The following is a 15559-nucleotide window of genomic DNA, read 5'->3' as shown; positions in this document are numbered from 1 at the left end:
CGGTATTCTTCGGTGTACTTCGTTCGTGAATTCGTCATCACTGCACTCCTTTTTCGGTAGGTATGAGATTACTAGATTTAGGTTCAAAAATCTCTTAACCTCGTGTCCGAAAAAACGATACAGGTCAACTGACCGTTTGCATCGCTCAGGGACTTCAGAGCTTGAGCTTCCAGGAACTTCCGTAAGGTGGGATCGCTGATCTCCCTGGACTCTAAGTACAGTGCCTGGCCGCTAAGAAACAGGCCAAGCCTGTCGTTATGCTGGCCCTGCTTGATGTCGCAAACGACTTCGTTGATTTCCGCGAGGGTGGCGACAATCTCCTCAAGCTGCTCTTGGATGGCTTGGGTACGCATTGCGTTTTGGACCTCGAGTGGGTTGAGGCCGTTCGCGACCACCTGCTCCTTGATGGGGATCTTCTTTCCGTAATGGCCGTTGGCGTCGCGAAGCTGTGCGAACATCTCGCCGGCCTTGTTCGTGTCGAACTTTATGAGACCCTCGTCGTAGGCCTTCTTCGCGGCATCTGACATGTTGACAACGAGCTGCGTCTCTTCTGTGAGAGCTTCTTTGATGGAATCAAGAGAGCAGGCGGCTTCTGCCGTCTTCTCTAATGTCTTCCTAGCAATCTCGCCTTTGCTTTTGACCACGGTGGCAAGCGTTGAAACGGAGTTCGCGTCGTCTCCCTTCTTCGCAAGAGTGGCGTTTCTTTTCGCAAGATCCTTGTCTTTGCGAGCCAGTTCGTAGCTCATAAGTTCCTACTTCCCGGTCCAGGGGCGCTTGTTGCCGGGGGTGTGTTGACCCAGCCGACGCCCTCGTACGTGCGCTTCCAGTCGGCGTACTCCTCGGCCGTGATCTCCTCGGCCTCGAGCTTGGCCTTCATCTCGGACCACTCGTCAAGGAGTCTCAAGAGCTCTCCGTGCTTGGTCGAGTACGTGTCAGCGATGATCGCGGACTTGCCGTCGATGGCGGTAACGGTGAACCCGCGTTCCGCGTCGTTCTCCAACAAGGCGTAGACGAATTCCAGGCGGTTCTTGAACTCCGGCGCAGACAGATACTCCGGCCTCACCTTGAGCGCGCGGGCTATGCGGTCGAGCACCTCGGGCTTGGGCTTCCTGTCGCCGAGTTCGTAGCTGCGCATGGCGCTCTCGCTGATGCCGGAAAGCTCTGCCAGCTCCTTCTGCGTGAGCTGCCGATCCACTCTGAGCTCCTTGATCTTTCGGGCGTAGCGGGGGAGCTCCCAATCCTTCTTGTTCTTACCGAGCATGGTTTCGTCCTGACGTAGGGGATCCGTTGTTTCGCGTACAAAGCTGGGGCAAATTGTACCACCTCACGAATTTGTGAGCAATCTGCGCAATCTCGCACAACATCACATAAACGTGAGGTATGCTATGCACATGAGACAACCTCACGAAAAGTGAGGTTCAGAAAGCAGAGAAAAGGACAGGAGAGCATCATGGCAACGAAGATGATCGGCACCGAGGAAGTGGCGGCGGCCCTGGGCACCTCCGCGGGCTACGCCTACAAGGTAATCAGGAAGCTCAACGAGGAGCTGGAGGAGAAGGGCTGCCTTGTGGTTAAGGGCAAGGTGAGCGAGGAGTACTTCAACGAGCGCTACTTCGGCAAGGGCGGTAGCGATGTCCGTTAGAAAGGGTCCGGAGCGCGGCACGTACTACGTTCGGTGTTGGTACCGCGACTGGTGGGGAAACCGAAAGAAAAAGACCAAGCGCGGCTTCGCCGAATGCCTTCTATGACCTGTACCGCAAGGACCTCGAGAAGACCCTGCGCATAACCACCTTGCGCGGAAAGGAGCAGCTGATCGAGACCAAGATCCTGCCGTACCTCGGGGAGAAGGGGCTCACGGAGATAACCCCGCTCGGCATTCTCATCTGGCAGAACGCTGTGCAGTCGCTTACCACCTCGAACGGCCTGCCTTACAAGGAGTCGTACCTGCGAACCATCGGCAACCAGCTCTGCGCGATGCTCAACCACGCGGTTCGCTACTACGGGCTACCGTCTAACCCCATGAGTCGCGTCGACCGTATAGGCTCCAAGAAGACCGAGGAGATGCACTTCTGGACCAAGGACGAGTACAAGCGCTTCTCGCGGGCGATCATGGGCAAGGACCTGTCATTCATGGTCTTCGAGGTGCTTTACTGCCTGGGAATCCGCAGCGGTGAGGCGCTGGCGCTCACGCCCGCCGATTTCGATCTGAAGGCCAGGCGCGTTTCAATCATGCTCGTTTCCTAATTGACTTCGATGGAAGACTAGTGGACGGAAACTGCTATTGGATTCAACCAATCGACAAAGCTAATTTGGACCTGCTGTATCTGATCTTGGGTGTTTCGAACTCGTCTCTAATGGATGCATATCACTTACTTGCTTTCCAAAACGTTCTTTATTCGGGGAAACGCCGGTATCTGACTCAATATATCAACAAATATCCTTTGCCTGACGCAAATAACAGTTCTTCGAAGGAGCTCATTAAATACGTTAAAGAATATGTGCTATCAAACAGCACTTGCAATCAAGAAATAGTCGATTCTCTTGTTTATGAGGCATTCGGTGTTTCAGGTTTCCTTACTATGTAATAGTATCCCGTATCTGAGTATCAGATGAGTATTTCTGCCACCACGCTATACGCAAAAGCGCAGTTCGTGAGTACGACACCGTTGTCGCATATGAAAACTCGCAGATGACTGCTACAAAATCGTGAGGTCGTCACCCATTCGCAAACGAGCGGAGCTGTTGTAATCGTCTTAGCTGCAGGTAAAACCAATAGTAGAAGAGCCTTCCCGTATCATCAGGAAGGCTCTTCGTAACTCGTGTTGCCAGCGGTTAGCAGGTAATTACAGCGCATGTTGAGTTACTAAAACACCCGCTAAACCACCCAAATCAAACCTCACGATAATGTGCTGATTCACTCCCACTCGATCGTTGCCTAGCGCGTTTTGATGTAGTCAGCAGGGCTGGTGAACTGGGACTTTCTGCTCTCCTATCGTGAAAACCGTGTAGTCACCCTGTAGTCAGCGGTGACTACACGCTCTGTAGTCACTTGAGGAGAGTATTTTCGCTCGACCGAAGAACGACGCATTTGAACTGCACAGACGTGATTCGATTGTGTGCAACTGACTACATGGATGGAAACGGTGCCGACAGGGTGGGGTGCTCGCCGACCCAAGAGTGACAATTTCCGAGTGAAGATTGATGGAGCTGATCTGAGAAAACACTGATTTATGCTCAGCAGGTGACTTCATTTGTAGGTGAATGTATGTGAATGGCTGCCGGAAGTCGTAATGGCTTGCAGTTCTTCACTTACGCTTCATTGCGAATGAAGCGTGTCTCCATGAATCTTGTAGAATGTGGTGAGATTCATTAAAGTCTTTTAGTGGGTATATCGCTAAAGAGGTTTCTAGAAATTGGAGCGGGTCATGCATGATTTAAATTTAACGCTGTTCTATAAAGCCTCATTTCAAATTAGGGCAATAGAGAGCAATGACGACGCTCTGTGGAGTCTTATCTGTGAAATAAAAAAATGGATGAGCCATAAATGGGCGACTAATAATGTTGCTATTCCATCGGATAACGCAATATGGTCAGAATTCAAAAAGGGCTCGGCAATTGTCTCTGAAGACCAAGAGGGAACAGTGCGCTTCTACTCAAGTGCATATTGGGACCATGAGAATATGAATTATTGGGCTTGCTCGATAACTGAAACCGTGGCAAGGAGCGGTTTTGCCCCAAGGCAATGGATTACGGAGATTGGATTTGCCTTTCAAGAACCAAAGTATGGAACAGTATCTATAGTACTTTCCTACGGAGATCAACCAGGCTACCTTGGCGAATGCCAAGACGAACCCAAGCCATCGGTCCCAGGACTCGTCAGACGGCTAAATAGAAGTAAATTCCTCGAATGCGAGCTATGTGGATTGCCGCTTCATCTTGATGCGCAAGAACTTCATGTGGGGGGCTTTCCGAATTTTTGGAAGCTAATAGCTGACGAAAACCGCGATACCCCCATTATCTATCTAAGTCCTAAGAGGCACTCAGATAGCAACCAGACAGTCATTGACCCACAACAGATTGCCAGGAGCCTTGGGCCAAGCGCGATGGTTTATTACGCAATCGACCCGGCATTTAGCGATGAAATGCGTGAGCTTCTGCCGGACGATCAATACAAATGCTACAACGGATTTGTTCGTGTCTATATGTCTAAGCCTCATCTTGATGACCCTGGCGATTCTAGGCGTCACCGGTATTTCCAGCCAAGCACAATAGAAAAAATGGGAGACGAAATATTCGTTCAGATGCTCAGACGTGCGTTGGCGCAGGACGTCTATTTTTACGGAACTATGGTTAGGCTGGATGTCGTAAAAAGTAAGATTCGGCGCGCATCCATAATGAAAGAAGCTCAAGGACAAATTACTGTTGCTGAAAATCGAGTTAAGAACGCCGAAGAAGAATCAATGGGATTACTCATTGAGCTTGAAGAAGAAGCAGATACAGCTCATCGAGAAAATGAACAACTGCGGCACGATCTTGATGAAGCGAGGTCGAAGATATATTCACTCGAAGCAAGGGCCCAGGTTGCAGAGAATGCTTTAAATGGAGCCAGGGGCTCTTCAGTTGCTGATGAGATTGACATGCAAAAATATTCGCCACGAATCCTTTGTGATCTATTCGCGACCATATTTGGTGACAGAATTGATTTTACTGACCGCGCCATGAAATCGCTCGATGATTGCACTACACGACCAGACATACTCTGGAACGCACTGTATGATTTATGCACGATTGCATATGATCTTTATACAAATCAGGGCGAGATAGACATAGCAAAAAGCTTCAATAGTAAGTCTGAGTTTGAGTATTCAAGAGGCGCGGGAATGATGACGCGCAAGAACGCAAAGCTGATTGAGCAGTATAGAGACGTATATCGTGGTCGAGAAATCAATGTGGAAACCCATATTAAAAAAGGTAACAAGGAGGCGAGCGATCAATTTATCCGCATTTATTTTGGGTTCGATATCAAAAGCAAAAAATTAGTCGTCTCGTCCGTAGGTAAACATCTTGACACGTATTCAACGAAGTCTATGAAATAAACGAGAAGCAAGATACAGCCGAGAAGCTATTTCTTTCGAAATTTACGATTTCTCGTTGATCCTCCTCCGATTAATTTGCCTGCCTCTATAAGCGTGGATAAGTGAGTGCTGGCGCTGCGCTTGGAGATCCCGGCGGCCTCAGCCGCCTCTCCCAGCGTGAAGCTGGTTCGAGGTGCCGCAAACTCCAGTATAGCCTGGTCAATATTTCCAGGTTGAACGACGATTGTCGCTTCCGGGAGCAAAGCTCCATCTACGTCTGGGACTGTTGCACGGAAGACGTTTTCGTCCACGAGGGCCGGGTCCCCGCCCATGAAGCTTCGTGCATACTTGAATAGACTACGCGTGCCGCTACCCAGCTCCTCCGCAAGTCCCATCTGGGTAAAGACATTGGCAATCGAGGGGTTCTTCGGCATTGGGCTAAAGTGATTGAGCGTGATGCTTCCCTCGAAGAAGGCCCTGCTGGCGTTCTGGGTATGCAGTTCCTCACGATTGATCTCTAGCTTTGCAGGATAGGGACTCGTGAACTCCCGATGGATGAGCATATTGGAGATGAGTTCACGGCATACGATTCCTCTAACACTGACCCTTGCATCGCTCTCGAGAACAAATGGATCAGGGAGGTTACGCTCGCAAAACCTCATAAGAGCATCGTACGCATCGATGAGGTTGGACTTCACCGTTAGTCGGTCGTCGTAACGGTCCTCGTCGCGCAGCCTGACCACGGCATCGGTTTTGTAGGTAGGGCAGAGTAAGCCAATCGTCTCATCGCTACCGAAGAGCAGACCAGCGGCGAGGGTAAGGCCTTCCTGTCCCGTCGAGTAGTCCTTGGCCAGAAGCTGGGCACTGCGCAGGAGCCGCTCGTCGTCTAACCCTCCCCAAGGGTGTCCTGGCCGCCGTGCTACGGCCATCTGCCTTGCACGGTCTATGAGGCCCTCACGCAAATCGCTCAGCTTCAGATAAGGAAAAATTCGTCGCTCAGTCTCAAGACTGCTCTTGCAAATGTATATTGCCGAAATCTGACTGCCAACACTAACCCTTACATCCGCATCGGCGATACGGTCGTAAACAACACCCTTATATCGATGGACATCAGGACTCATGGGAACCCAAATGCGGATGACGGTCTTGCCGTTTACGGAAACCAGCTCGGTCTCAAGCATCACAGCGGGGTCGAACAACTTGGGATTGCGAACGACATTGGCAATGTTGCGCTGTATATCTACTGCCGTGCCTGCTGCAACGCCGGTAACGGTCCCATTGTCTTCCACGCCGAGGTAGACGCTGCCGCCCATGTGGTTGGCGAATGCGCAAATGGTCTCAAAGGTATCCTGTTCGGGCCGTGCTCCGCACCTCTTAAATTCAACTGATGCAGATTCACCCTGGGCAATCGTCTCTAACAGCAGTTCGGCTTCCATACGGGTACTTGTTTCGACTTAGGGTTCTTATATCGTTGAAATATTAGCACGATTCAGGAAGCATTCACGCATTCAGGAAGCAATTCAGGAAGATATTCGCGAATTGCTTCCTGAATTGCTCAAAAGTGGTCGCAGGACACCCAATGGTGAGTGTGCCCTATACCTCCCGTACATCCATGCTGTATGTTCACCACAATTAATCATGAATAGATGCTAACCGCTGCTAATAGATGGGAGGCTTGCTATTAGATAGAACAAGCCTCCAGCCTACTCCCACTCAATGGTCCCGATAGGCTTCGGGGTCAGGTCGTAGCACACGCGGCAGATGCCGGGGACCTCGGCCAGAATCCGCGCGGTGATCTTCTTGAGCAGCGACCAATCCAGCTCCGGCACCTCGGCGGTCATGGCGTCAACCGTGTTGACCGCGCGGATGATCGCCGGCCACTCGAAGGCGCGCACACCGTCGCGCACGCCGGTCGCGCGGAAGTCGGGCACCGTCACGAAGTACTGCCACACCTTGCCCTCCAGGCCGGCCGCCGCAAACTCGTCGCGCAAAATGGCGTCGGCTTCGCGCAGCGCCTCCAAGCGATCGCGCGTGATGGCGCCCAGGCAGCGCACGCCCAAGCCGGGACCGGGGAACGGCTGGCGCTCGACCATGCCTTCGGGCAGTCCCAGCTCGCGGCCGATGACGCGCACTTCGTCCTTGTACAGCAGCTTGACGGGCTCGCACAGTTCGAACTGCAGATCGTCGGGAAGGCCGCCCACGTTGTGGTGCGCCTTCACGCCGTCGGACTCCAGGATATCGGGGTAGATGGTGCCCTGCGCCAGGAAGCTCACCTCGTCGCCCACCTTGCGTGCCTCTTCCTCGAACACGCGGATGAACTCGGCGCCGATGATCTTGCGCTTGGTCTCGGGCTCTTCCACGCCGTCGAGAAGCGACAGGAAGCGATCGGTCGCGTCCACGTACACCAGGTTCGCATCCAGCTGATTCTGGAACACGTCGACCACCTGCTCGCTTTCGCCCTTGCGCATGAGGCCGTGGTTCACGTGCACGCAGATGAGCTGCTTGCCGATAGCCTTGATCAAAAGCGCCGCCACGACCGACGAGTCCACGCCGCCGGACAGGGCCAGCAGCACCTTCTGGTCGCCCACTTGCGCCTGGATGGCTTCCACCTGCTCGTCGATGAACGTCTTCGCCAGTTCGGGCGTGGTGATGCGCTCCATATCGTCAGGACGCTTGTTGGGATCCATGCGGTCTCCTTTTTCTCGTCGGTAAGCCGGGCGCGCGGCCGCAGCCTTGGTTTCACTGGTGAGATTATAGCGGACGAACGGACGTCGAGAAACGGCGCTTTGGCGGCGACGGCTCGTAACCGCCCTTTCTAAACGAAATCTTCGCTCTAATTCTCGTTGCGGATGAATTTCACGTTGCGTTCCGGCTGCGCGCCCGACGCGTTCGTCCCGCTTGAGCGGATCGCATGGGCGGGGCAGGGTGCCCGACGCGCGCCGACTTCAACGGCGCGATGCGATGAGTCGATCGATGCGCTGGATAACGGGGTAGCCAACCAGCACTCCGGCAACAGAGCCGATGGCGATGGCAAGCCAGGAGTCCGGCGAAAGCGCCAGCAGGTTCAAGCTGCATGCGGCAAGCGCGCCGACCAAGCATGCCCACTTGAGAGGCATGTGCTGCCAGAGGGCGTTGACCAAGAGGAAGGCGAGCCCTGCGGAGGCGAGAGACTGGGAAACGGCGCGCACGGGATCTTCGGCACCGGGCTGAACGAGCGCGGAGAAGGCGAACCATCCTGCCACGAGCGCCCAGCGCAGGATAACTATGGCGCACCGGGCAAGGTTGCGCTTCGCGAGAGGCTTGCTGTTTTCGAGGTCGTTCATGACTTCATGCTACCTTGAGGAAGGCGGCTTCTTGATCTCGAATGAAAGCCGCATCCGTTTCGTTACCGGCAGGGGGGATGCTTCCGCCTACCCTCTCTTCCAGAGCCCCGACTCTTTGTACAGCTCCTCCACCTTGTTGCGCGCCCAGGGCGTCTTGCGCAGGAAGTTGAGCGAGCTTTTGAGGTTCGGGTTGTTGCTGAAGCAGTTGATGCGGATGCGCCTTGCCAGGTCGTCCCAGCCGTACTCGTCCACCAGTTCCTCGAGCATCGTCTTGAGCGTGATGCCGTGCAGCGGGTCGTTGGGATGCTCGCGCATCTTCGGTTCATCGGAGGTCATAGGCCGTCCTTCTCGTCTTCGGTTTCGCAAGGTTCCATAGTACAAGAAAGGCCGCCCGCACCATAGCGCGAGCGGCCTTTCGAATCAGCACGGTAGGGGAGCGTTTAGCGCCTGAGCTTCGCCACGCTCATGGCGCGCATGGCGTTCAGGATGGCAAGAACCGCCACGCCCACGTCGGCGAACACGGCGAGCCACATGTTGGCGAAGCCTATCGCAGCCAGGATCAGCACGAGGAGCTTCACTCCCAGGGCGAACGCGATGTTCTGCCGCACGATCCCCATAGTCTTGCGCGCAAGGCGAATGGCGCGGGCGATGCTCGACGGCTTGTCGTCCATGAGCACCACGTCGGCGGCTTCGATGGCGGCGTCGGATCCCATGGCCCCCATGGCGATGCCGATGTCGGCGCGCGTGAGCACCGGCGCGTCGTTGATGCCGTCGCCCACGAACGCCAGCTTGCCCCGTCCTCGACCGTGCGCGTGCGTGCGGTCGAGCAGCTTCTCCACTTCGGCCACCTTGTCCTGGGGCAACAGTTGCGCTCGGTACTCGTCGATTCCCAGCTTGCTGGCCACGGCGGCGGCCACGTCGGCGCGGTCGCCCGTGAGCATGACGGTTTCGCGCACGCCCGCCGCGCGAAGATCGGCAATGGCCTGGGCGGCGTCGGGCTTGACCACGTCGGCTATGACGATGTGCCCGATATAGCTTCCGTCCAGCGACACGTGCAGGATGGTCCCCGTCAAGTCGCATTCGCGGAAGTCTACGCCGCACGAGCTCATGAGCTTGTCGTTTCCAACGTACACCACGTGCTCGTCGATGGTTGCGCGCACTCCGTGACCGCTCTGCTCTTCCGTATCCGCTATGCGCTGCCTATCAAGAGTCCCGCTGTAGGCCTTCTTGACGGAAAGCGCAATGGGGTGGTCGGAGTACGCTTCGGCATGTGCTGCGATGGACAGCAGGCGGTCGGGGTCGATGCCGGTTTGCGGGTGCACGGCCACCACGTTGAACGATCCGTCGGTCAGAGTGCCCGTTTTGTCGAACACGACGGTTTCCGTCGATGCGAGCGCCTCCAGGTAGTTGCTGCCCTTCACCAGGATGCCCAGGCGCGAGGCGCCGCCAATACCGCCGAAAAACGAAAGCGGAACCGATATGACGAGCGCGCACGGGCACGAAACCACCAGAAAGACCAAACCGCGCTGAATCCAATCCGACCAGCTCTCGCCCAGTAAAAGCGGTGGGATCACAGCCAGGAGCGCCGCGATGATCACCACGGCGGGCGTGTAATAGCGCGCGAATCGGGTGATGAAGTTCTCGGTGCGCGCCTTCTTCTCGGCCGCGTTCTCCACCAGTTCCAGAATGCGCGACACGGTGGACTCTCCGAAGGGCTTGCTCACGCGCACGACCAGCTTGCCCGATAGGTTGACGCAGCCCGAAATGATCTCGTCGCCGCTTTGCACCTCGCGCGGCACCGCTTCTCCGGTAAGCGCCGCGGTGTCAAGCTGGCTTTTGCCGTCGACCACCACGCCGTCAAGGGGGACGCGCTCGCCAGGCTTGATCACGATCTCGTCGCCGACGTTCACTTCGTAGGGGTCCACCTGCGCAAGCGAGCCGTCGCGCTCGACGTTCGCGTAATCGGGGGCGATGTCCATCATGTCGGCGATCGACTTGCGGCTCTTTCCTACGGCGTAGCTTTGGAACAGCTCTCCTACCTGGTAGAACAGCATAACGGCCGCGCCTTCGGCCATGTGCGGGTCGCTGTCGGGAAACAGTACGAGCGCGAACGCGCCAATGGTTGCCACCGTCATAAGGAAGTTCTCGTCGAACACCTGCCCGCGCCCGATGTTCCTGGCTGCGCGCAGCAGCACGTCGTAGCCGGCGATGAGGTAGGGGGCAAGGAACAGGATGAACTCGGCCCAAAGGGCGTTCGTTTCGCTGCCGAGCCAGGTGGCTAGCGGAAGCGTTTCGACGGCAGCGTAGACGAGGACGAACAGCGCGATGGCTGCAACGATGCGGTTCCTTGTCCGTCTCTGCTTTTTGTTCATAGGATCCTTCTTTTCGCGTTTCGGGGCGCACGATGCCCGGCGTCGATCGACGCCGTGGTGCACCTGGGTTGTCTGGAGGGGCTAGCGCACGATCACGCAGTCGGGTTCGTACTTGCTGCAGATGCGCTGGGCTTCGGCAAGGATGACATCGAAACGACCTTCGTCTGCTTCGATCACCAGCTTGGAGGTCATGAAGCTGATCGTGGCGCTTTGCACGCCGTCGATTTCCTTGATTCCGCTTTCCATTTTAGCGGCGCAGTTCGCGCATTCGAGGTCTTGGAGTTTGAACGCTTTGCGCATGTCGCTGTCCTTTCGTTCTCGGTTCGGCTTTATTCGCAGATATGGGTCATGCCTTGGGCGAGCATCGTGTGCACGTGATCGTCCGAAAGCGAGTAGATGACGTTTTTGCCGTCGCGTTGGAATTTCACCAGCCGCGCCTGCTTGAGCGTGCGCAGCTGATGCGACACCGCGCTGTGCGTGGCGCCGATCGCGTCGGCGATGTCCGCCACGCACAGTTCCTGGCCCATGAGGGCGTACAGGATCTTGATGCGGGTGGTGTCGCCGAATACCTTGAACAGGTCGGCCAGGTCGTAGAGCAGTTCCTCGTCGGGCATGCAGTCGAGCGTGGCATCGATTGCATGTTCGGCATTGCCGCAGGCGCAGCCTCCGTCGTGGGAGCTGGCAAGATGCGGAGCTTCTTCCATGGACATGGTAACCTCTTTTCATGTGAACAACTGTTCATAAGTATACGGACGCATGCGAGGCTGTCAAGCGCTCGTGAAGCAATCTGCAAAACTCGTCCGTTCTTTTCCGGTAACGGCAGCGGCGAGCGGGCTGCAAGGGCTTCGCAAGATGCGGTATCATGGCGGCGACCGAGGACAAGAGAGAAGGAGCTCGCATGGCATTCGAAGAGATCGACGTTGCTCAGCTGCAGATGAACCCGTTCACCATGATCGGCGACCAATGGATGCTCGTGACTGCAGGCGACGAGCGCGGGTGCAACACGATGACTGCAAGTTGGGGCGGTTTCGGCGTGCTGTGGGGGATGAACGCGGCGACCGTCTACCTGCGTCCTCAGCGCTACACCAAAGAGTTCGTCGATGCCAGCGACCGCTTCACGCTGTCGTTTCTGGGCGAGGAGCATCGCAAGGCGCTTGCGTACTGCGGCAAGGTGTCGGGACGCGATCAAACCGACAAGCTTGCACGCGCCGGGTTGTCACCCTACTACGTAGATGGCACGACGGGCATTCAAGAGGCCGATCTGGTGCTCGTGTGCCGCAAGCTCTACGCTGCGGACATGCCGCCCGAGAACTTCATCGCGAAGGAAAACGATGAGCGCTGGTATTCCCAGCACGACTACCATTGCATGTATATCGCGCAGGTCGAACGAGCCCTTGCCAAGCGTTAACGCCGCTGCGCTCCTCTGACGTCTGTTGCGCTTGCCGTGAACATGTGCGGATCATGGATCAGGTGGTTCGGTGCGTTTTTTGTTGTGAATACAACGGAATAGAGCATGGCATCCTGGTACGATCGGCGAACGCTAGACGGATTGTGCACGAGGAGAAAGATGCTGTCATGATGAGACGAGTCATCCATATAGACGAAGCGGCCTGCAACGGCTGCGGAATATGCGTAAGCGCTTGCCACGAGGGCGCCATCGGCTTAGTCGACGGGAAGGCCCGCCTGTTGCGCGACGATTACTGCGACGGTCTGGGCGACTGCCTGCCGGCGTGCCCTACGGGCGCCATCACGTTCGTCGAGCGCGAGGCGGCCCCGTACGATGAAGCGGCCGTCAAGGCGCGGATGGCCGCCGCACCCGCAGGCGGTCGGTCGGGCGGATGCCCGGGGTCGCTCTCGCGGTTCTTCGCAGCCGAGAAGCCTGCTCCGGTTCGGCCTGCGCCGCAGCAGCTCGGCGTCGCGCTTGAGGCCGATGCGTCCTCGACGCTTCCTTCGCAGCTTGCTCAATGGCCGGTCGAGATCAAGCTCGTTCCGGTTCGCGCCCCCTATTTCGAGGGGGCTCACGTGCTGGTGGCAGCGGATTGCACGGCCTTCGCCTACGCTGATTTCCATCGAAGGTTCATGCGCGGCCGTACCACGGTTATCGGGTGTCCGAAGCTCGACGCCGTGGATTACACCGAGAAGCTGGCTGCCATATTCGCTGGCAACGACATCGCGTCGGTGACCGTTGCGCGCATGGAGGTGCCGTGCTGCGGCGGAATCGAGCAGGCGGCACGCGCGGCGCTGGAGCTCAGCGGCAAGGATGTGCCGCTCGAAGTCGTAACCGTGTCGGTGCGCGGAGAGCTGCTGTAGCGATTGACGTTCTTGCCGCGCGCGGTGCCGGTTCGTGCTATCGTTCGTCTGCGACGAAAGGTGAAGCATGAAGGCTGGCGCGCGCGGTGACGGGACGTCTAGAGGAAAACGGTTGATAACTGCCGGCGGGTCGGGCGGTTCCCCCATTGCGCGCGGGCATGCGGTTGCGCTCGTCACGGTGCTTATATGGGCGGTCACCTTCGTTTCGACGAAGGTGCTGCTGGAACATTTCGCGCCTGTGGAAATCCTTTTCTTCCGCTTCGTCATGGGCTTTTTAGCGCTTGTTGCCCTAAGGCCTCGACGGCTGTCGGTTCGCGGTTTCGCCGAGGAGCGCTGGTTTATCGCGGCCGGCGCTACGGGCGTCATGCTGTATTACCTGTTGGAGAATATTGCGCTCACGTTCGTTACGGCATCGATCGTCGGCGTCGTGGTGGCGGCAGCGCCCCTGTTCACCGGTTTGCTTTCGGCGGCGGTTTTCAAGGAGCGGTTGCACGCGCCCTTCTTCTTCGGCTTCTTGGTGGCCATGGCGGGCGTGTGCTTGGTCAGTTTCGGCGGCGCGGAAGCGCTTCCGGCGGCTGCCGGAGCGAGGGCAGGGCTGGGAGAGGTTGTCGTAGGCGTGGCGCTTGCCCTTGCGGCCGCCGCTACATGGGCGGTTTACTCCCTGGTGTCGAAGAAGATCTCGACGTTCGGGTACGATAGCGTACTGGCGACGCGCCGGACGTTCGCCTGGGGCTTGGCGCTTATGGCGCCGACGCTGCCCCTGCTGGGCTTTTCGCCCGACTGGCCTGCGCTCCTTTTGCCGCAATCCTGGGCGAACCTGGCGTTTCTGGGCTTAGGGGCGAGTGCTTTATGTTTCGTGACCTGGAATGTTGCGGTGCGCGAGCTGGGGCCGGTGCGCACGAGCCTCTACATCTACCTGGTGCCGGCGTTGACCGTCATGGCGTCGGCGATTGTGCTGGGGGACCCGTTGACGCCGCCTGTTCTGGTGGGCGTCCTTCTTACAGTGGCGGGCCTTTTCCTGTCCGAGCGGGGGAAGTGAACGCCGCTCGCGGAATCCTTGCGCCCGATCGGAAGGCTTGCCGGATTCCTGGGCTTCGTCTGCACGTTGGAGGGGCTCGAGCAAGCTCAGTCTTCGGGCTTTGCGTACAGGGGCACCTTGCTGCGATCGGCCAGGTCGGCGTATCGTCCGCCCAGCCATTGGGCTGCTTCCTGTGTATTCAGCACGAGCGGCATGCGGTTGTGCACGTCTGCCACGCACGCGCACGGCTTCGTGGTCACAAGGGCGAAGCGACCTTTTTCGTGAACTGCCGCAAGGAAAAGCGGCTCTCCGTCGGCGCGTTCGAACGCGTACTGGCGCTTCGCGCTTTTCCCCGTCGTCTTGTCGAGGGCGGTTTCGCTTCGGTGGGTTTCGAAGAACGCCCGCACGGCAACGATGCACCTTCGTCGGACGGCAGCGTCTGCCCACATGCCATCTTGGCCTTCGAGGATCGATTCGATGCGCGCGTTGTACACCGTGCCCGACGATGCCCAAGGAGCATCGAATCCCCAGACCATATCGGCGACGGCAAGTTGCGACCCCCGACCTGTTGCCGCAATCACCGCAACAGTGGACGAAGGGTACGCTTCCGCTGCGTCGATAGGTCGGGAAAGGTGCTGGCGATACGTTTCGAGCGCATCGAGCATGCTGAGGTCGATCCCCTCCAACGCAAGTTCCGCCGCGATGGACTCGGCGGCTTTCATGATGTCTGCGCGCTTGAGCGTGGCGAAACGATGGCACATGGCTTCTCCTTGGCGGGCCGAGTTTTCCGGGTGATGATTGGCTTTACGCCTCGGCTTCCAGCTTGAACTTGCCGTGCTCGCGGTGGACCTTGAAGGGGTAGACGATAAGCTCCAGTCCCAGCAACAGCAGGTGATGCTCGATGTTGGCGAAGGGGTTGAGGATCAAAAGCACCGCCAGGACCAGCTGGAACACGCATAGGCCGAGCGGCAGAAGGTAGGGTTCTTTCGCTTTGATGGAAGCTATGATCTGGTCGAACTCGCCGCCTGCTTTGTACAGGCCCAGCAAACCCCAGATAATTCCGATGAACATGGTGGACTTCGAGCCATGGACGATGGTCGTCATTCCCAAAATGCACAGCACAATGGCGGTTCCCACGCTGCTCTGCGCGGCATCGACGTTTCGCTCGCGTGCTACCGTGACGATGCTGCCCGCGCCCGAAAGGACCATGGGCACGCCGAGAAAGTAGGGCAGCACCTCCTCGGCGACATCGGGAAACAGCAGGCATCCGACGCCTACCAAGGGAATGAGCAGCATGGAGACGATAGCCACGCGCGCGCTCGGGCGGCTTTTCTTGATGTCTTGCACGGACTGCACGGTCGACATGGGTCCAGCTCCTTTCGAAGGTGGTCGAGCATTGTATCACGAGCTTTCCGACGACGGCTCGCATCGTTGCGGATTCGAGAAGTTCATCGTAAGCCT

At 57.2% G+C, this 15559-nt stretch carries 18 protein-coding genes; 7 read left to right on the top strand and 11 right to left on the bottom strand.

Features of this window, described 5'->3' with window-relative positions; translation table 11 throughout:
* Window positions 1-83: 83 nt before the first annotated feature.
* Both DMP08_RS10985 and DMP08_RS10980 read right to left on the bottom strand, forming a co-directional pair.
* A complete protein-coding gene (locus tag DMP08_RS10985; RefSeq protein WP_123192930.1) occupies window positions 84-746 on the bottom strand; it encodes a hypothetical protein in 663 nt (220 codons plus the stop codon).
* Window positions 743-1261, bottom strand: coding sequence for a helix-turn-helix domain-containing protein (locus DMP08_RS10980; protein ID WP_123192929.1), 519 nt, complete (start codon window positions 1259-1261; stop codon window positions 743-745). The genes DMP08_RS10985 and DMP08_RS10980 overlap by 4 nt, the downstream gene beginning before the upstream one ends.
* A 189-nt stretch (window positions 1262-1450) precedes the next feature.
* On the opposite strand from DMP08_RS10980, the gene DMP08_RS12465 reads away from it, so the two are divergent.
* The 4 genes from DMP08_RS12465 to DMP08_RS10960 all read left to right on the top strand — a co-directional run bounded on the left by DMP08_RS12465 (window position 1451) and on the right by DMP08_RS10960 (window position 5096).
* Window positions 1451-1642 carry a hypothetical protein gene (locus tag DMP08_RS12465; protein WP_161555460.1) on the top strand — a complete coding sequence of 64 codons (192 nt, stop codon included), beginning with the start codon at window positions 1451-1453 and terminating at the stop codon, window positions 1640-1642.
* Window positions 1632-1748, top strand: a complete 117-nt coding sequence (locus tag DMP08_RS12815) for an Arm DNA-binding domain-containing protein (RefSeq protein WP_123192927.1) — start codon at window positions 1632-1634, stop codon at window positions 1746-1748. The genes DMP08_RS12465 and DMP08_RS12815 overlap by 11 nt, the downstream gene beginning before the upstream one ends.
* A gap of 1 nt (window position 1749) precedes the next feature.
* The gene (locus DMP08_RS10965) at window positions 1750-2244 is read left to right on the top strand and encodes a site-specific integrase (protein WP_123192926.1); all 495 of its coding nucleotides are present in this window, start codon (window positions 1750-1752) and stop codon (window positions 2242-2244) included.
* 1181 nt (window positions 2245-3425) lie between these two features.
* Complete coding sequence (locus DMP08_RS10960; protein ID WP_148042359.1) at window positions 3426-5096, top strand: coiled-coil domain-containing protein; 1671 nt, start codon at window positions 3426-3428, stop codon at window positions 5094-5096.
* Window positions 5097-5122: 26 nt separating this feature from the next.
* On the opposite strand, the gene DMP08_RS10955 is transcribed toward DMP08_RS10960, so the two are convergent.
* The 7 genes from DMP08_RS10955 to DMP08_RS10925 all read right to left on the bottom strand — a co-directional run bounded on the left by DMP08_RS10955 (window position 5123) and on the right by DMP08_RS10925 (window position 11480).
* The gene (locus DMP08_RS10955) at window positions 5123-6511 is read right to left on the bottom strand and encodes an AlbA family DNA-binding domain-containing protein (RefSeq protein WP_123192924.1); all 1389 of its coding nucleotides are present in this window, start codon (window positions 6509-6511) and stop codon (window positions 5123-5125) included.
* Window positions 6512-6778: 267 nt separating this feature from the next.
* Window positions 6779-7762: a glutamine-hydrolyzing GMP synthase gene (guaA, locus tag DMP08_RS10950; protein ID WP_123192923.1), complete on the bottom strand. Its 984-nt coding sequence runs from the start codon at window positions 7760-7762 to the stop codon at window positions 6779-6781.
* A 258-nt stretch (window positions 7763-8020) separates the two neighbouring features.
* Window positions 8021-8398, bottom strand: coding sequence for a hypothetical protein (locus DMP08_RS10945; RefSeq protein ID WP_123192922.1), 378 nt, complete (start codon window positions 8396-8398; stop codon window positions 8021-8023).
* Between the two features lie 87 nt (window positions 8399-8485).
* Window positions 8486-8734: a VF530 family protein gene (locus DMP08_RS10940; protein ID WP_123192921.1), complete on the bottom strand. Its 249-nt coding sequence runs from the start codon at window positions 8732-8734 to the stop codon at window positions 8486-8488.
* 104 nt (window positions 8735-8838) lie between these two features.
* Window positions 8839-10770, bottom strand: a complete 1932-nt coding sequence (locus tag DMP08_RS10935; RefSeq protein ID WP_123192920.1) for a heavy metal translocating P-type ATPase — start codon at window positions 10768-10770, stop codon at window positions 8839-8841.
* An 81-nt stretch (window positions 10771-10851) separates the two neighbouring features.
* A complete protein-coding gene (locus DMP08_RS10930) occupies window positions 10852-11070 on the bottom strand; it encodes a cation transporter (RefSeq protein ID WP_123192919.1) in 219 nt (72 codons plus the stop codon).
* A 29-nt stretch (window positions 11071-11099) separates the two neighbouring features.
* Window positions 11100-11480, bottom strand: a complete 381-nt coding sequence (locus DMP08_RS10925; RefSeq protein ID WP_475733969.1) for a metalloregulator ArsR/SmtB family transcription factor — start codon at window positions 11478-11480, stop codon at window positions 11100-11102.
* Between the two features lie 188 nt (window positions 11481-11668).
* Between DMP08_RS10925 and DMP08_RS10920 the strand changes: the two genes are divergently transcribed.
* The 3 genes from DMP08_RS10920 to DMP08_RS10910 all read left to right on the top strand — a co-directional run bounded on the left by DMP08_RS10920 (window position 11669) and on the right by DMP08_RS10910 (window position 14119).
* Window positions 11669-12178 carry a flavin reductase family protein gene (locus DMP08_RS10920; RefSeq protein WP_123192918.1) on the top strand — a complete coding sequence of 170 codons (510 nt, stop codon included), beginning with the start codon at window positions 11669-11671 and terminating at the stop codon, window positions 12176-12178.
* Window positions 12179-12345: 167 nt separating this feature from the next.
* The gene (locus tag DMP08_RS10915) at window positions 12346-13080 is read left to right on the top strand and encodes an ATP-binding protein (RefSeq protein WP_123192917.1); all 735 of its coding nucleotides are present in this window, start codon (window positions 12346-12348) and stop codon (window positions 13078-13080) included.
* 67 nt (window positions 13081-13147) lie between these two features.
* Entirely contained in the window at window positions 13148-14119 is a 972-nt protein-coding gene (locus DMP08_RS10910; RefSeq protein ID WP_123192916.1) for a DMT family transporter, read from the top strand.
* An 86-nt stretch (window positions 14120-14205) separates the two neighbouring features.
* Here DMP08_RS10910 and DMP08_RS10905 read toward each other — a convergent pair whose 3' ends face one another.
* Both DMP08_RS10905 and DMP08_RS10900 read right to left on the bottom strand, forming a co-directional pair.
* Window positions 14206-14859 (bottom strand): SOS response-associated peptidase family protein, encoded by a 654-nt coding sequence (locus tag DMP08_RS10905; RefSeq protein WP_123192915.1) that lies wholly within the window; start codon window positions 14857-14859, stop codon window positions 14206-14208.
* A 43-nt stretch (window positions 14860-14902) separates the two neighbouring features.
* Window positions 14903-15463 carry a hypothetical protein gene (locus DMP08_RS10900; protein ID WP_123192914.1) on the bottom strand — a complete coding sequence of 187 codons (561 nt, stop codon included), beginning with the start codon at window positions 15461-15463 and terminating at the stop codon, window positions 14903-14905.
* Window positions 15464-15559: the final 96 nt, after the last annotated feature.

The organism is Paraeggerthella hongkongensis (assembly GCF_003726035.1).
GTDB classification, from domain to species: domain Bacteria; phylum Actinomycetota; class Coriobacteriia; order Coriobacteriales; family Eggerthellaceae; genus Paraeggerthella; species Paraeggerthella hongkongensis.
The sequence above is the reverse complement of the archived record's forward strand: the minus strand, read 5'-3'. Positions and strand labels throughout refer to the sequence as shown.

Excerpts from the sequence above, each read along its gene's own strand:
- DMP08_RS10985 (WP_123192930.1), bottom strand. The coding sequence starts at position 746 with ATGAGCTACGAACTGGCTCGCAAAGACAAGGATCTTGCGAAAAGAAAC.
- DMP08_RS10980 (WP_123192929.1), bottom strand. The coding sequence starts at position 1,261 with ATGCTCGGTAAGAACAAGAAGGATTGGGAGCTCCCCCGCTACGCCCGA.
- DMP08_RS12465 (WP_161555460.1), top strand. The coding sequence starts at position 1,451 with ATGGCAACGAAGATGATCGGCACCGAGGAAGTGGCGGCGGCCCTGGGC.
- DMP08_RS12815 (WP_123192927.1), top strand. The coding sequence starts at position 1,632 with ATGTCCGTTAGAAAGGGTCCGGAGCGCGGCACGTACTACGTTCGGTGT.
- DMP08_RS10960 (WP_148042359.1), top strand. The coding sequence starts at position 3,426 with ATGCATGATTTAAATTTAACGCTGTTCTATAAAGCCTCATTTCAAATT.
- DMP08_RS10955 (WP_123192924.1), bottom strand. The coding sequence starts at position 6,511 with ATGGAAGCCGAACTGCTGTTAGAGACGATTGCCCAGGGTGAATCTGCA.
- guaA (WP_123192923.1), bottom strand. The coding sequence starts at position 7,762 with ATGGATCCCAACAAGCGTCCTGACGATATGGAGCGCATCACCACGCCC.
- DMP08_RS10945 (WP_123192922.1), bottom strand. The coding sequence starts at position 8,398 with ATGAACGACCTCGAAAACAGCAAGCCTCTCGCGAAGCGCAACCTTGCC.
- DMP08_RS10940 (WP_123192921.1), bottom strand. The coding sequence starts at position 8,734 with ATGACCTCCGATGAACCGAAGATGCGCGAGCATCCCAACGACCCGCTG.
- DMP08_RS10935 (WP_123192920.1), bottom strand. The coding sequence starts at position 10,770 with ATGAACAAAAAGCAGAGACGGACAAGGAACCGCATCGTTGCAGCCATC.
- DMP08_RS10930 (WP_123192919.1), bottom strand. The coding sequence starts at position 11,070 with ATGCGCAAAGCGTTCAAACTCCAAGACCTCGAATGCGCGAACTGCGCC.
- DMP08_RS10925 (WP_475733969.1), bottom strand. The coding sequence starts at position 11,480 with ATGTCCATGGAAGAAGCTCCGCATCTTGCCAGCTCCCACGACGGAGGC.
- DMP08_RS10920 (WP_123192918.1), top strand. The coding sequence starts at position 11,669 with ATGGCATTCGAAGAGATCGACGTTGCTCAGCTGCAGATGAACCCGTTC.
- DMP08_RS10915 (WP_123192917.1), top strand. The coding sequence starts at position 12,346 with ATGATGAGACGAGTCATCCATATAGACGAAGCGGCCTGCAACGGCTGC.
- DMP08_RS10910 (WP_123192916.1), top strand. The coding sequence starts at position 13,148 with ATGAAGGCTGGCGCGCGCGGTGACGGGACGTCTAGAGGAAAACGGTTG.
- DMP08_RS10905 (WP_123192915.1), bottom strand. The coding sequence starts at position 14,859 with ATGTGCCATCGTTTCGCCACGCTCAAGCGCGCAGACATCATGAAAGCC.
- DMP08_RS10900 (WP_123192914.1), bottom strand. The coding sequence starts at position 15,463 with ATGTCGACCGTGCAGTCCGTGCAAGACATCAAGAAAAGCCGCCCGAGC.